Origin of the sequence: Komagataeibacter xylinus, from assembly GCF_009834365.1 — a bacterium.
Lineage (GTDB): Bacteria > Pseudomonadota > Alphaproteobacteria > Acetobacterales > Acetobacteraceae > Komagataeibacter > Komagataeibacter xylinus_D.
This window is the reverse complement of record NZ_CP041348.1, coordinates 409596-424144: the sequence shown is the minus strand read 5'-3', so window position 1 is coordinate 424144 and position 14549 is coordinate 409596. Positions and strand designations below refer to the sequence as shown.

The window sequence follows — 14549 nt, the reverse complement described above, 5'->3', positions numbered from 1 at the left end:
GAGATGTCGGCAACCCTGGAACTCCAGGCGGGGGCGGCCCGTCTCGGCCTGCTGCCCGACATGGGCGGCAGCATCGCCTTCTGGCGCAGCGGCACGATGGATTTCCTGCGCCCGGTGGCCGACCCCCATCTTCTGGCGCAGCACGGGCGCGCCGTGGCGGGGTATCCGCTCGTGCCGTTTTCCAACCGGGTGGCGGGCGACCAGTTCCGCTTCGAAGGGGTGGATTATCACCTCACCCCCAATTTTGGCGGCGAGAACTGCGCCATTCACGGCAATGGCTGGCAGCACCGGTGGCGAATCGCCATGCTGTCGGACAGCAGCACCACCCTCTCGCTCGACTACGCCCCCCTTGGCCCGCGCGCGGGGGAATGGCCGTTCAGCTACCGCGCCCAGCTGCGCTACGACCTGCGCGAGGCCGGTCTTTCGATTGGCATCCTGATCGAGAACACAGATACCCGCAGCCAGCCCGTGGGCATGGGGTTTCATCCGTATTTTCCCCGCCATGCCGGGCTCAGGGTCGGGTTTGCGGCCAGTAGCGTGTGGACCAGCGCGCCCGATCACCTGCCGCTCCTGCGCATTCCGGCGGAGGGGCAGTGGTCGTTTGCCCATATGCGCGACGTGGGGGAGGCGGCCATTGACAACTGCTACGCCGGCTGGTCGGGCAGCGCCTTCCTGCGCTGGCCGCGCGAGGGCTATGCCCTCACGCTCGAGGGCAGCCCCGAACTGCGTCATCTCGTGCTGTTTACGCCGCCCGGCCAGCCCTATATCGGGCTGGAGCCGGTCAGCAACATGAATGATGGCTTCAACCGCATGGCCATTGCCGATAGCGGCGTGCGCGTGCTCGCGCCGGGCCAGAAGATGGAAGGGCATATCCGCATGACGGTGGCGCGATGCTGAAGACCCCTGCCGCAACAAAGGATGGCAAGCCTGCAACCGGCGGCCTGTCATGCTACATCACGCCCGCGGGCATCGAGGCCATGCGGCGCGAACTCAATGCCCTGCTGCGCGATGAACGGCCAAAAATTGTTGAAATCGTATCCTGGGCGGCAGGCAATGGCGACCGCTCGGAAAATGGCGACTACCAGTACGGCAAGCGCCGCCTGCGCGAGATCGACCGCCGCATCCGCTTCCTGACCAGGCGCATCGACAACGCCATCATTGTCGATCCCGCCGCCCAGCCCCGGCGCGACCGGGTCTTTTTTGGCGCGACCGTTACTTACGTGAGCGAACGTGATGAGGAACGGACCGTTACCATCCTCGGCGTGGATGAGGCGGATATGGCGGCAGGGCAGGTCAGCCTCGTCTCGCCCGTGGCCCGCGCCCTCATGCGCGCGGGCGTGGGCGATGAGGTGAAGCTGGTCACCCCGCGCGGGGAGGAAACGATCGAGGTGCTCGCCATTGCTTATCCGCCTTTACCCTGAAAGGGGGGCTGGCCGTGGGGCGGAAGGCATATTATGACATTTGGCTGCCGGTGGTTGCCTTTTGTAACCATCGGCTCGAACCGGACCTGTTCCGCGCGGAGAAACTGATCCTATGTCACGCCCCCTGAAGGTTGCCGTCCAGATGGACCCGCTTGGTGCCATCGACATCAATGGTGATTCGACATTTGCCATGATGCTCGAGGCGCAGGCCAGGGGGTATGAACTGTTTGTCTATCAGGTCGAGGCGCTGAGCCTGAGCGAGGGGCGCGCCAGCCCGCAGGGCCACCGCACGGACCGCGTGAGCGCGCGCGCCCGCCCGGTTACGGTGCAGCGCAGGGCGGGCGATCACGCCACTTTCGGCCCCGAGCAGGTGATCGACCTTGCAGGCATGGACGTGATCCTGATGCGTCAGGACCCGCCATTCGACATGGCCTACATTACCGCTACCCATATTCTCGAGCACATCCACGGCATCGGCCCCGACCGCGCGCTGGTGGTGAACAACCCCGCCGCCGTGCGCAACGCGCCCGAGAAGATCTTGGTCACGCATTACCCCGATCTCATGCCCCCCACGCTGGTGACATGGGATGTGAAGGCGATACTGGAATTCCGCGCGAAATGGCGCGACATCATCGTCAAGCCCCTGTTTGGCAACGGGGGCGCTGGCGTATTCCGCATCCGTGAGGATGACCCCAACCTCAATGCCCTGCTGGAAATGCACTTCGCCCGCTCACGCGAGCCGCTGATGATCCAGCGTTACGAACCCGCCGTGCGCAGGGGCGACAAGCGCATCATCCTTGTTGATGGCCAGCCCGTGGGTGCGATCGACCGCATCCCCGCCGAGGGCGAGACCCGCTCGAACATGCATGTGGGCGGCAGGCCGGTCAGGGCGGAGCTGACCGCGCGCGACCGCGAGATCTGCAACGCGATTGGCCCCATGCTGCGCGAGCAGGGGCTGATTTTTGTCGGAATTGACGTGATCGGGGAATGGTTGACCGAGATCAATGTCACATCGCCGACCGGCCTGCAGGAAATTGACCGTTTTGACGGCATCAATACCGCAGGCCTGATATGGGATGCGATCACATCCCGTCTGGTCGCAGGCGGCGTGAACGCGTAGAGATTGAACCGGTGTTCATGACAGGCACGGTGGTCGTGGCTGTGGCGCCCTGTGGCGTGACACCGGATAGGGATTACAGGCAGTTGCGCGGGCCGTGTGGCACGTGGGCAGGTCAGGTGGAATTGTAATGCAGCACGATGGGACGGATTTGATCATGGCAGACGCAGCACGGAAGGGGGCTGGCCATGCCCTTTTCCATGGCCACGACAAGGGAGCAGCCCGATGAGCGATGTCCTGCCCAATGAAGCCGCCGAAAGGGTTGTGGATATCCCGTCTCCCCGTTCCGCGATGGATGCAAACGCGGTCAAGGCGGCCTACCGGCGCTGGGCCAGCGTGTATGACGCGCTGTTTGGCAGCATTTCCACCTTTGGCCGCAAGCGCGCGGTCGAGACGGTGAACACGCTGCCCGGTACCAGGGTGCTGGAAGTGGGCGTGGGCACAGGTCTCGCCCTGCCATATTACCGGGCCGACAAGCGCATTACCGGCATCGACCTGTCAGGCGACATGCTCGAGCGCGCCCGCCAGCGCGTGGCCCGCATGAAGCTGTCCAATGTTGATGCCCTGCTGGAAATGGATGCCGAGGCCACCGGCTTCGAGGATGGCGCGTTCGATATCGCGGTGGCCATGTTCGTGGCCTCGGTGGTGCCGCACCCGCGCGCGCTGCTTGCCGAGCTCAAGCGCGTGGTCAGGCCGGGCGGGCATATCCTGTTCGTCAACCATTTCCTGGCCGAGGGCGGGGTCAGGCTTGCGGTCGAGCGCGGCATGGCGCGGGCCTCGCACTCGCTGGGCTGGCACCCCGATTTCGCCATTGAATCCCTGCTGCCCCCTGCTGACCTGCGTCGCGCCACCCTGCAGTCGGTGCCCCCCGCAGGGCTGTTCACCCTCGTCACGCTCGAGCGTGAGGCGGATGACTGCGCCAGCCCGATGGTGGCCTGAGCCACACAGGCACAGCCCTGCCCCAGCGGCAGGGCTGAAATGACAATTGCGCGACCACACAGGCGGCCCACAGGGTCGTTTTTGTGTATAAGTCGCGGTATATGATGAAATCATGGTAACGATTGGCCATGCCATAACCGGCGCATGGCAGCAGGGAGTACATCGTATGCCCACAGGCACACAGTTCGGGGCGGATGCGGTGCAGGATGCGGGGGCCTGTCGCTACAGGACCATCGGCATGCTGTATCTCGTCATGGCCATCGTGGCGGGCCTCGTGGGCGGATTGCTGGCGGTGGGACTGCAGGCAGGCCTGCTGCCCCATGCCCTGATCGAGGCCTGGGCCGGAGGCGACACCCCCGGCGCCATGGAGCGCATTGCGCGGCGCCATGGCATGATGATGGTCTTCTTCTGTGCGTTGCCAGCCCTTACGGGCGGGTTTGGCAACTGGTTCGTGCCGCTGCTGCTGCGTGCACGTGAACTTGCGCTGCCGCGCGTGGCGCTGGCGGGGTGGGCGCTGGTTGCAGCCAGCTTTGTGGCCGTGCTGGCAGGGCTTTCGCCCGCGCTTCCCGCGCAGGTTTCGCTGCTGGCGCTGCTGGGCTGGTGCCTGGGCATGCTGATGCAGGGCATCTGCATGGTCGCGACCGTGCTGAACATGGGGCCGATGGGCCAGCGCCTGCGCGACCTGCCGCTGTTCGTGTGGGCGCAGGGGCTTGCGGGCATGATGGCGGTCATGGTCATGCCGGTCATGGCGGGTGGGCTGACGCGCATCTGGCTGGCTGGCGGCGATGTCTCCACCCATATCGATGCGCTGCTGCATGCCTTTTCCGGCCCCGAGATCGCGCTGCTGCTGCTGCCTTCCATCGGCATCGTATCGCAGGTTGTCGAGACCTTCTGCGCCCGCCCGCTGCAGATGCCGCGCCTTGTGCTGGGTGCGCTGGTGGTCATGTCGGTCGGTGGCAGTTCCGTATGGGTGCATGACCTGCTGCATGGCGGGCTTGCGCATCTGGCAGCACCTTCAGCCGCAGTGCAGCTTGGGTTGATCGTGGTGCCGGTGCTCGTCGTGCTGTCGGCATGGGCGCAGACGGTGCGGCTGGGCCACATGCGCGCCTCCGTGCCAATGGAATGGGCGGTGGGCTTTGTAGCCCTGCTGCTGTCCGGCTCCGTCATGTCGCTGCGGCCCGGCGGCATGGCTGATGTACATGCCGCAACGCTGTATGCTGCTGTATTCGCGCTGTTTGCGGGCTTTTATTACTGGATTGGCAAGATGGTGGGTCATGTGGCCCCGGTGGGCGCAAGCCGCCTGCATTTCGCGCTGACAGTGGGCGGAACCGTGCTGTCGCTGCTGGCGTTCCATGGGGCGCTGGGCGTGCTGGGTGCGGTGCTGATGGGCCTGTCGGTGCTGGTGTTTGCAGGCATCGTGGTGCAGGCGGGCCTGCGCCCGGGTGCACCCCTGCCGGATAATTACTGGGGGCCGGGTGCCCGCACGGCTGAATGGCAGGTACCCTCCCCCGCGCGCGAAAAGGCATGACCATGAGCGGCACCGTAACCAACCCGGCCAGCGAAGCTGGCCTTGCCTATGATTCCAGCCGCGTTGGCACGCTGGCGCGTGACTGGCTGCTGCTGCTCAAGCCGCGGGTCATCTCGTTGGTGGTGTTTACCGGTGCCGCCGGCCTGGCCATGGCGCCGGGGCCGATCAACCCACTGGTCGCTGCTGTCAGCATCCTGTGCGTGTGCATGGCCTCCGGGGCGGCAGGTGCCATCAACATGTGGTATGACCGCGACATCGATGCGGTGATGAAGCGTACCGTAACCCGTCCCATCCCCGATGGACGGATCGCGCCGGATGCGGCGCTGGGCTACGGTATTGGCCTTTCGGTGGCCTCGGTCATCCTGCTGTGGCTGGCCACCAATGCGCTGGCGGCGGGCATCCTTGCATTTTCCATCTTCTTCTATGCCGTGATCTACACGATGTGGCTCAAGCGCTCGACGCCGCAGAACATCGTGATCGGGGGGGCTGCGGGCGCCTTTCCGCCCATGATCGGCTGGGCGGCGGCCACGGGGTCGATGGCCGTCATGCCGGTGGTCATGTTCGGCATCATCTTTTTGTGGACACCGCCGCATTTCTGGTCGCTGTCGCTTTATGCGTGCAAGGATTACGGGCGGGCGGGCATTCCCATGCTGCCAGTGGTCAGGGGCGCGCGGCACACGCGCTGGCAGATCCTGTGGTACACCATCATTCTCACCGCCATCTCGCTGGTGCCGTCTTTCATGCACCTTGCGGGCTGGCTGTACACGGTCGTGGCAAGCGTGCTGGGTGCCGGGTTCATTCTGTGCGCCATAGGCGTGCTGCGTGATAGGCAGGATGCCAATGGTGTCAGCCTGACGGGTGATGGCCCGGCGCGGCGCTCTTTCCGCTATTCGCTGGCCTATCTGTTTTTTCTGTTCCTTGGCCTGCTGGCCGACCACGCCTTCATTGCCCACTGAGCGGGCCGTTTTCATCCATACGGGAGGATCAGGCTCATGGAGCCAGCAGCAACCGCACAGGCGACCCCGCAGCAGGAAGCGCAGGAGGCCTTGAGTCGGCACAAGGGCCGTATCAAGGCTGTGGCCGTTACGCTCTCGGCGCTGGCGGTGATCCTCTACGCGCTCAGCCTCACCCCTCTATAAAGAGAACAGTGTAAAAGTTTCTGGTGAAGCTGTTTTCAAAAATCTTTGAAGAACACCGCCTTTTAAAAAGGTAGTAGCCAGAAAATTTGCTCTTCATCAGGGGATACATGTGGGAAACGTGGCGCCCTGGTGCAGGTGAAGGACACTCCTGCGGAACTGGTGCCGCAATGCCGTGGCCTGTCGCTGGACATAAAAAAAGGCCTGCATCATATGATGCAGGCCTTTTGCAGTTGGGGCTGCGTCAGCGGCGCGGAGTCTGCTGAATGGCCGAGAGCAGCCATGTTCCGAGACCTGCCGAGCGCACGAAGGTCCACAGTTCCGTCACGGTAGTGCGGTTTGAGGGATCGCCCTCGATCACGCGGCCAGTCATGTCGGTGGTGATGTCGATCATGGAATACTGCATGGCCACGGTGGCGTAGTCGGCCCCGTTTTCACGCCAGCTTTCCACCAGGTCACCCCGCTCGAAGCGCAGGTTGGACACCACGTTGCGCGCCCCCCGGCTGGCAAGCTCGGTGAGCTGGCTGTTGAAGTAGGACACCATCTCCGGCGTAGCCATGTGGCGCATCGCGTCCACGTTCTGCTGGCTCCAGGCGGTCTGGATATTGATCAGCGCCTGCTGGAAAGCCTGGTAGTCGGCTGCCGTGATGGCGACACCCACATTCCGCGAGCCGCCCTGTTGCGGGGCGGCGGGCCCGGTGGCACCAAAGGGGCTTGCGACGGACCCGCCAGTGCCACCACCCCTGTTGCTAAAACGGCGGATGGCCCACCGCACCAGGAAAAAGATCAGCGCCAGCTGGATCAGCAGGCCAAGGAAGCCGCCGCCCCCCATGCCCGAACTGAACATGCCATGGCCAAACACCATGCCAAACAGCCCGGCACCGATCAGGCCACCCATGAACCCGCTCATGAACGGGTGGCGGGGCCGCGCCATGGCCATGCCCGCACCATACGGCGCCTGCATGCCATAGCCGGGCGCCTGCTGGCGTGGCGTCATGGTGCGCTGGAAGGGCGTTGCGCCAAACGGAGCAGTCTGTGAGGGGGCAGGGGCGCTGTAAGTGCGCGAGCCACGGCTCCCCATCGACATGCCGCCACCCGCGCGGGCATCCGCCACATCGGGGTGTGCCACGAGGGAGAGCATGCTCAGGGCCGCACCAGCGGCGAGGATGATGCTTTTACGCGGCATCAGGCGCGAGGAATTCTGTTTCATCTGGGTCAGGGTATCTGCAATCCTGTATCGGAACCATCATTATCCATGCAGCCTGCATGAGATCGGGCCGCCTTTAACCAGATATAAGTAAGCCCGCGCCCCAGTAACAGGGGCAACGGGCTTACAGAAACATGAAATCACGGAAAGGCAACGATCAGGCCCCGGCGATCACCATGTCATCAATGCGGATGGTCGGCGCATTGGTGGACTGGCGGAAGGTCAGGTCATTGGCCGGCACAAGGCGGGCGAACATGTCGTTGAGGTTGCCCGCCACGGTCAGTTCGGCCACCGGCTCGGCCAGCACGCCATCACGGATCATGAAGCCTGCCGCACCACGGCTGTAATCGCCGGTAATGCCGTTGATGGCCGAGCCCATCATCTCGGTAATGTAGATGCCCTCGGCAATATCGGCCATCAGTCCGGTGGGTGTGAGTGTGCCGGGCTGCATGTGCATGTTGCCCAGCGAGGGCGCGGGCGGCCCGGAGGTGCCCCGGCTGGCGCAGCCATTGGGGGTGAGGCCAAGCTGGCGGGCGGAGCGCGAATCAAGCGCCCACGTTTTCAGCACGCCATTTTCGACCAGCGTGCGGGTGGATGTCAGCATGCCCTCGCCATCAAACGGGCGCGCGCCGGGACCACGCACCCGCCGCGGGTCGTCAATGATGGTGATGTTTGCGGGCATGATCTGCTGGCCCATCTTCTCCTTGAGGAAGGAGGTGCCGCGCGCGATGGAAATGCCATTGATCGCCCCCGACAGATGCCCGAGCAGCGAGGTGGAAACGCGCGGGTCGAACACGATGGGCAGCCGCCCCGTGCGCGGGCGCACCGGGTTGAGGCGGGCGACGGTGCGCTCGCCCGCGCGGCGGCCGATCAGGGCGGCATCCTCAAGGTCGGAGAGGTGCACGGTCGAGTGGTAGTCGTAATCACGCTGCATGTGCGTGCCCGAACCCGCCACCACGCTGGCCGAAACCGAATGGCTGGTGCGGGCATAGCGGCCCGAAAAGCCAGCCGATGTCATGAGGATGATGTCAGACAGGCCAAAACTGGCCGAGGCCCCGTTGCTGTTCGACACGCCAGCCACCGCAAGGGCTGCTTCCTCCGCCGTGCGGGCGCGGGCCATGAGGTCTGTGGTGGTGGGGGTTGCGGGGTCGAACAGGTCAAGGCCCGTGGCATCGACAAAACCGTGCTGGGCCTGCTCGCACAGGCCGGCAAAACGGTCCTCGGGTACCACGCGGGCCATGGCCACCGCGCGGGCGGCCAGCGTGTCGAAGCGTTCGGGGTCGAGTGCCGTGGCCGAGACAATGGCCGCCCGCTGACCCACGAATACCCGCAGCCCGAGGTCGCACGTTTCGGAGCGTTCAAGGTCTTCCGTGCAGCCATTGCGCACCTGCACGCCATGGGCCACGCGGTTGACGTATATGGCATCTGCCGCGTCGGCCCCCGCCGCGCGGGCGCGGGCAATGAGGGCTGCGATGAGGTCGAGGGGATTGGCACTCATGCTGCCAGCGCTCCTGCAATGCTGTCGAGCGAAGGCAGGTGGCTGACCGGCCCGAGCGAGGCCAGGGTGGGCCTGCCGCTGAAGATGCGCGTTGCGACACGCTGCACGTCTTCAATGGTAACGGCGTCGATCTTGCCCACGGTCTCGCTCGTGGGGATCAGGCGGCCAAAGACCTGAAGCTGGCGGGCCAGCTGCTCGCAGCGGCTGCCCGTGCTTTCAAGCGACATGAGCAGCGATGATTTGAGCTGTGCCCGTGCCCGCGCAAGCTCGGTGGCGTTGACCGTATGGCGCACCTTGCGCAGTTCCTCCAGCGTTACGGGCACGAGGTCGGCCACCTGGGCCTCGCCCGTGCCGGCATAGATGCCGAACAGGCCACCCTGGCGGAACGGCGCGTTGAAAGAATAGACCGAATACACCAGCCCGCGCTTTTCACGGATCTCCTGAAACAGGCGCGAGGACATGCCACCGCCAAGCAGCGTGGAAAGCAGCAGGGCGGGGTAATAGTCCGGGTCGCCATACGGCATGGAGGGAAAGCCGAGCACGATATGTGCCTGGTCGAGTTCACGCTCCTGCACGAACGCGCCGCCCACGTAGTTCACGCCCGGCTGCGGCGGCACGGTGCCGGTGGGCAGGTCGGCGAAGTGCTTCTGCACCAGATCCACCACGCGGCCATGCTCGAGGTTGCCTGCCGCCGCCACAATGGTGTTGCCCGCCCGGTAATGGGTGCCCATGTAGTTGACCAGCGTTTCGCGTGCCATGGACTGGATGCCCGCTTCCTTGCCCAGCGTGGGGCGGCCCATCGGCTGGTCGGGGAAGGCGGTTTCCTGGAAATGGTCGAACACGATATCATCCGGCGTGTCGTTGGCCTGCCCGATTTCCTGCAGGATCACGCCGCGCTCGCGTTCGAGTTCATCGGGTGCGAGGCTGCTATGGGTCAGGATATCGCCGATGATATCGGCGCCCAGATCAAGATTTTCCTTGAGCAGCTTGACGTAATAGGCCGTGTGCTCGCGCGCGGTATAGGCGTTGATGTGGCCGCCCACATTCTCGATTTCCTCCGCAATGCCCACGGCGGTGCGGGTGCCCGTGCCCTTGAAGGCCATGTGTTCGAGAAAATGGGAAACCCCGTTCTCCGCCGCACTCTCGTTACAGGTGCCCGCGGCGACATACGCCCCGAGCGAAATGGTTTCTACCCTGTCCATCCGTTCGGTCACGATGGTCAGGCCGGAGTCCAGTCGGGTCACATTGATCAGGTCGGTCATGCTGGTCCTGCGGGGTCGTGGCGCCCTGGCGCCAGCAACCTCCTGTTTACGTATGATGGATGGGGGAAAGGCTCAGGGCGCGTTGGTCAGCACGGCCGCGCGCACCTTGTCCTCGATCACACCCAGATCGGCGGGCACCACGGTGTAGCGCTCGGGCCGGTCATACAGGTCGGCAAGCGGGTCCGGCAGGGCCGGGCGGATGCCGGTAGCCTTCGCCATTGCATCGGGGAACTTGGCCGGGTGCGCGGTTGACATGGCCACCATGGGAATGCCGGGCTCGCGGAAGGCGCGGCCCGCCGCAATGCCGATGGCGGTGTGCGGGTCGGCCAGGTAGTGGCTGCGCGTGTTGAGCATGCGGATTTCGGCCGCTGTCGCGTCATCATCAAGCGCCATGCCGTGGAACAGGGCATTGGCGCGGTCCCATACGGGGGTGGAGACCTTCATTACGCCGGTCTTGCGGAACTCGGTCATGATGCGCGCGCAGGCTGCCGCATCGCGGTCGAGCAGCTCGAACAAAAGGCGCTCGAAGTTGGATGACACCTGAATATCCATCGAGGGCGACAGGCTGGGCACCACGCCGTGGATGCTCATGTCGTTCTCGTTGAGGAAGCGGCTCAGGATGTCGTTGCGGTTGGAGCCAACGCACAGCGCGCGGATGGGCAGGCCCATGCGGCGGGCCACCCAGGCGGCGAGCACGTTGCCGAAATTGCCGGTAGGCACGGCGAACGAGACCTCGCGGTCGGGTGCGCCAAGGGCCAGGGCGGAATAGACGTAATAGGGCACCTGCGCTGCAATGCGCGCCCAGTTGATGGAGTTGACGGCGGAGAGGTTCATGTCCGTGCGGAAGGGCAGGTCGGCGAACATCGCCTTGACCAGATCCTGGCAGTCATCAAACGTGCCTTTTACCGCAAGGTTGGTCACGTTGGGTTCCAGCACGGTGGTCATCTGGCGGCGCTGCACTTCCGATGTGCGGCCCTCAGGGTGCAGGATCACCACGCGCAGGCGCTCGCGGCCACGGCAGGCCTCGATGGCAGCCGAGCCGGTATCACCCGAGGTCGCACCCACGATGGTCACTTTCTCGTCACGCTCGGTCAGCACGTGGTCGAACAGGCGGCCAAGCAACTGCATGGCCATGTCCTTGAAGGCCAGCGTGGGGCCGTGGAACAGTTCCTGCACGAACAGCCCGTCTTCCACCTGTGTCAGCGGCACGATGGCGGGGTGATCGAATCGGGCATAGGCCTCGCGGCACAGCCTGAGCAGCACATCGTGCGAGATCGAGCCTTCGGCGAAGGGGGCGATGATCCGGGCCGCAAGCTCCGGGTAGGGCAGGCCACGCAGGCCGCGCCAGTCATCTACCGAAAGCTCGGGCCAGCTTTCCGGCAGGTACAGGCCACCGTCCTCTGCCAGCCCCGCCAGCAGAACGGACGAAAAATCGCGGACGGGGGCTTGCCCCCGGGTAGAAATATAGCGCATTGCGCCATCATAATCCCAACCGCCCCCCGCGCGAAGGGGGCGTGGACCCGGCGCGGGCGATTCCGCGTGGGGTGTGTCAGAATTTCGGGGGGGGCAGGGTGCCGATATTGATGCGGTAGATATGCACCGGCCACTGTATGGCATTGGTGCCGCCATTGAGCGGGGCCGTGCGGTCAAGCTGGGCGGCGGGCACGTAAAGCTGGCCATCCTTTGTGGCAAACGAGCCTGCGGGCCAGTGCAGGCGCGGGTCGGTCACGATTTTCTGGTACACGCGATCGGGCATCAGGCGGAAGATGCTGCCGGTAGACACGTCATTGAAATACAGCGTGCCATCCGGCCCCACCGTAATGCCGCCGAGCGGAGGCGTTTTGTACCACAGCGTCGGCCCTTCCTCGAGTTCGATGGGGGTGACGTTGGGGTCCACGAGCAGGTCGGTATCGAGCTTGTAGACCGGGCCACAGAGCGGCTCGAAATACAGCCACTGTCCATCGGCGCTGACATCCATCTGGCTGATATTGATGATGGCGGTATGGCCTGCGGGATTGGTCGCCACCTTGCCCTCCACCGTTATAGGCTGGTGGGCGGTGAGTGCTGGCGTGTGCTCCATCAGGCGGCGCTGGGTGTTGGTGTCGAGCTTTATCACGATCATGGCCGGAACACCGGCATCGCCCACAAAGGCATGGCCACGCGCCACCCGCATGGTGGCGGCATAGCTGCCCGCGCGCAGCATGTCGGGGTTGAGCGGCCAGGTCTGGAGCACGCGCTGGCCCTTTGTATCGAGCTTCACGATCTTGGGGCCGCCCTCGAGCGGCTTGCCCGCAGGGTCGGGCTGGCCGCTATCGAGCACCCATAGCGTGCCATCGGGCTGGAGCTGCATGTCAGCCGGGGCAATGAGGCGCGACGAGGCCGGGGCGGCGGGGTCGTTCCATGTGGCATCGGGGTAGGGCTGCGGGTTGCCGCTGGCATCGAGCACGGCAAGCCCCGGCCCGGTATTGCCCGCCCAGCGCGGCAGTTCGACCAGCAGCCTGCCATCGGGCAGCACCACCACGCGGTCCCAGGCGCTGGTGGAGGACGATGCGACCTCCTCAAGCGCTGCGGGCGGGTTGAGCGGCGGTGCGGGCTTGGCGGCATGGGCTGCGGGCAGCGTGGCCAGCAGGCTGGCGCCGCAGGCAAGGAGAAAGCCCGCAGGGCGCAGGCGGCGGAAGGCTGTAGGGATCATGGCGTGCATCGCGCCTTATCTCGTCACGAACGGGGACGAATGGCAAGGGCATCATGCGGCATGCCCGCCCTGACCGATAACCGTGCCCTTGAGCCGGACTCATAAAAACCGGAAAAGTTTCTGGTGAAGCTTTTTTCAGAAAGCTTCAAAAAATGCCGCCTTTTTGAAAAAAGGCGGCACCCGGAAACACTTTACATCTGCGCGCAGTAACGCTGCCGCAGGTGGCGCAGGTATGGCCCGGTATTGGGCACGGCCCCGGTGGCGTCGCGCACGATCTCCTTCGTGGCCGCCCCGCTGCCACGGGCATGAATGCGCGGGCGCAGCCAGTCGAGCAGGGGCGTGAAGTTACCGTTGGCAATGCTGGGCATGATGGCAGGGTTGTCGCGCTCGGCGGCCTCGCGCAGTTGTGCTGCAATGATCGCGCCCAGCGTATAGGTGGGGAAATACCCCCACGAGCCGGATGGCCAGTGAATGTCCTGCAGGCAGCCCAGACGGTCCTCGGGCACTTTCAGGCCCAGCAGGTCGTGGATGCGGGCATTGAAGGCTTCAGGCAGGTCGGCCAGCTTCATCTTGCCCGCAATCAGCGCGGTTTCCATCTCGTAACGCACGAGGATATGGGCGGGATAGGTGACCTCATCGGCATCCACGCGGATGAAGCCGGGCCGCACGCGGGTGACAAGGCGGTGCAGGTTGTCAGCCCCCCATGCCGGATTGTTCACGCTGCCGCCAAAGGCCGTGCGCAGGCGCGGGGCCATCCAGTCCATGAAGGGCTGCGCGCGGGCCACCTGCATTTCCATCAGCAGGGACTGGCTTTCATGCAGGCTCATGCCCCGGGCCTCGCCCACGGGCTGGGCGCGCCATGCTTTGGGCAGGCCCTGCTCATACAGTGCATGGCCGGTTTCATGCACGATGCCCATCAGCGCGTTGATGCAGTCATCCGCCTCATAACGGGTGGTGATGCGCACGTCATCCTCCGCCCCGCCGCAGAACGGATGCAGGCTGACATCAAGCCGCCCGCGCTGCATGTCAAAGCCCAGGGCGGCCATGGTTTCACGGCCCAGTTTTTCCTGCGCGGGCACGGCGAACGGCCCGGTGGGGGCGATGGGCGCGGGCAGGCTTTTCTGGTGTGCCAGCGCGGTTGCGATCAGGTCGGGCAGTTCGCTGGCCAGTTCGGCAAAAACGGGGTCTATATCCGCCTGCCGCGTGCCCGCATCATACTGGTCAAGCAGCGCGTCATAGGGGGAAAGGTCGAGGGCTTCGGCCTTGGCTGCGGCGACTGCGCGCGTGCAGTCCAGCACCGTTTGCAGGTGGGGCAGCAGACCAGCGAAGTCGCTGTTCTGCCGCGCCGTGCGCCATGCCATCTCGCAGCGCGAGGCCGCGCGGGAGGTCGCCTCCACCAGGTCTGCGGGCACGGCGGCGGCGTGCGCGTGCTGGCGGCGCATCTCGGTCAGGTTGGCAGCCGCCATGGCATCAGCGGGGGGCTCGGCGCGGGCGAGCAGGTCGGGCATGTCGGGCGCGGTCATGAGTTCGTGCGAGAGCACGGCAAGGGCGGCGATGCTTTCGGCGCGGCTGTCAGCGGCGCCTGAGGGCATCATGGTGTCCTTGTCCCAACCCAGAATGCCGAGCGCGTTGCGGATCTGTCCCATGCGGGCAAAACGCTGGCGCAGAATGTCATAGGCCTGCTGGCTGGTGGGGCGGGATGGGATGTTCATGCGCGCTCCTGCGTAAAAATCATGCCCATTGTCTGTA

The 14549-nt window shown here is 65.0% G+C and carries 13 protein-coding genes; 7 read left to right on the top strand and 6 right to left on the bottom strand.

The annotated features are described in order from the left end of the window. Window positions 1–3: 3 nt before the first annotated feature. The 7 genes from FMA36_RS02080 to FMA36_RS19110 all read left to right on the top strand — a co-directional run bounded on the left by FMA36_RS02080 (window position 4) and on the right by FMA36_RS19110 (window position 6144). Window positions 4–897: an aldose 1-epimerase gene (locus FMA36_RS02080; RefSeq protein ID WP_159263494.1), complete on the top strand. Its 894-nt coding sequence runs from the start codon at window positions 4–6 to the stop codon at window positions 895–897. Next, window positions 891–1421 carry a transcription elongation factor GreB gene (gene greB / locus FMA36_RS02075; RefSeq protein ID WP_159260436.1) on the top strand — a complete coding sequence of 177 codons (531 nt, stop codon included), beginning with the start codon at window positions 891–893 and terminating at the stop codon, window positions 1419–1421. Before FMA36_RS02080 ends, greB begins: the two co-directional genes overlap by 7 nt. A gap of 112 nt (window positions 1422–1533) precedes the next feature. Continuing rightward, entirely contained in the window at window positions 1534–2541 is a 1008-nt protein-coding gene (gshB, locus tag FMA36_RS02070) for a glutathione synthase (protein WP_159260434.1), read from the top strand. A 222-nt stretch (window positions 2542–2763) separates the two neighbouring features. Beyond that, complete coding sequence (locus FMA36_RS02065) at window positions 2764–3477, top strand: class I SAM-dependent methyltransferase (protein WP_159260432.1); 714 nt, start codon at window positions 2764–2766, stop codon at window positions 3475–3477. Between the two features lie 166 nt (window positions 3478–3643). Further along, window positions 3644–5005 carry a cbb3-type cytochrome c oxidase subunit I gene (locus FMA36_RS02060; RefSeq protein WP_206065161.1) on the top strand — a complete coding sequence of 454 codons (1362 nt, stop codon included), beginning with the start codon at window positions 3644–3646 and terminating at the stop codon, window positions 5003–5005. Between the two features lie 2 nt (window positions 5006–5007). Beyond that, on the top strand, window positions 5008–5961 hold the full coding sequence (locus FMA36_RS02055) for a heme o synthase (RefSeq protein WP_159260430.1): 954 nt from the start codon (window positions 5008–5010) through the stop codon (window positions 5959–5961). Between the two features lie 36 nt (window positions 5962–5997). After that, on the top strand, window positions 5998–6144 hold the full coding sequence (locus FMA36_RS19110; RefSeq protein ID WP_167517997.1) for a hypothetical protein: 147 nt from the start codon (window positions 5998–6000) through the stop codon (window positions 6142–6144). Between the two features lie 241 nt (window positions 6145–6385). Here the strand turns inward: FMA36_RS19110 and FMA36_RS02050 are convergent, their stop codons facing one another. From FMA36_RS02050 to FMA36_RS02025, 6 genes are all read right to left on the bottom strand, one after another. Then, entirely contained in the window at window positions 6386–7351 is a 966-nt protein-coding gene (locus FMA36_RS02050; protein WP_159260428.1) for a Tim44 domain-containing protein, read from the bottom strand. A 154-nt stretch (window positions 7352–7505) separates the two neighbouring features. Further along, entirely contained in the window at window positions 7506–8846 is a 1341-nt protein-coding gene (locus FMA36_RS02045) for a TldD/PmbA family protein (RefSeq protein WP_159260426.1), read from the bottom strand. After that, on the bottom strand, window positions 8843–10108 hold the full coding sequence (locus FMA36_RS02040; protein WP_159260425.1) for a M16 family metallopeptidase: 1266 nt from the start codon (window positions 10106–10108) through the stop codon (window positions 8843–8845). Before FMA36_RS02040 ends, FMA36_RS02045 begins: the two co-directional genes overlap by 4 nt. Window positions 10109–10180: 72 nt before the next feature. Then, on the bottom strand, window positions 10181–11581 hold the full coding sequence (gene thrC, locus FMA36_RS02035; protein WP_159260423.1) for a threonine synthase: 1401 nt from the start codon (window positions 11579–11581) through the stop codon (window positions 10181–10183). Window positions 11582–11657: 76 nt separating this feature from the next. Further along, window positions 11658–12800 (bottom strand): major royal jelly family protein, encoded by a 1143-nt coding sequence (locus tag FMA36_RS02030; RefSeq protein ID WP_240906450.1) that lies wholly within the window; start codon window positions 12798–12800, stop codon window positions 11658–11660. Window positions 12801–12991: 191 nt separating this feature from the next. After that, the gene (locus FMA36_RS02025) at window positions 12992–14512 is read right to left on the bottom strand and encodes a carboxypeptidase M32 (protein WP_159260419.1); all 1521 of its coding nucleotides are present in this window, start codon (window positions 14510–14512) and stop codon (window positions 12992–12994) included. Window positions 14513–14549 lie beyond the last annotated feature (37 nt).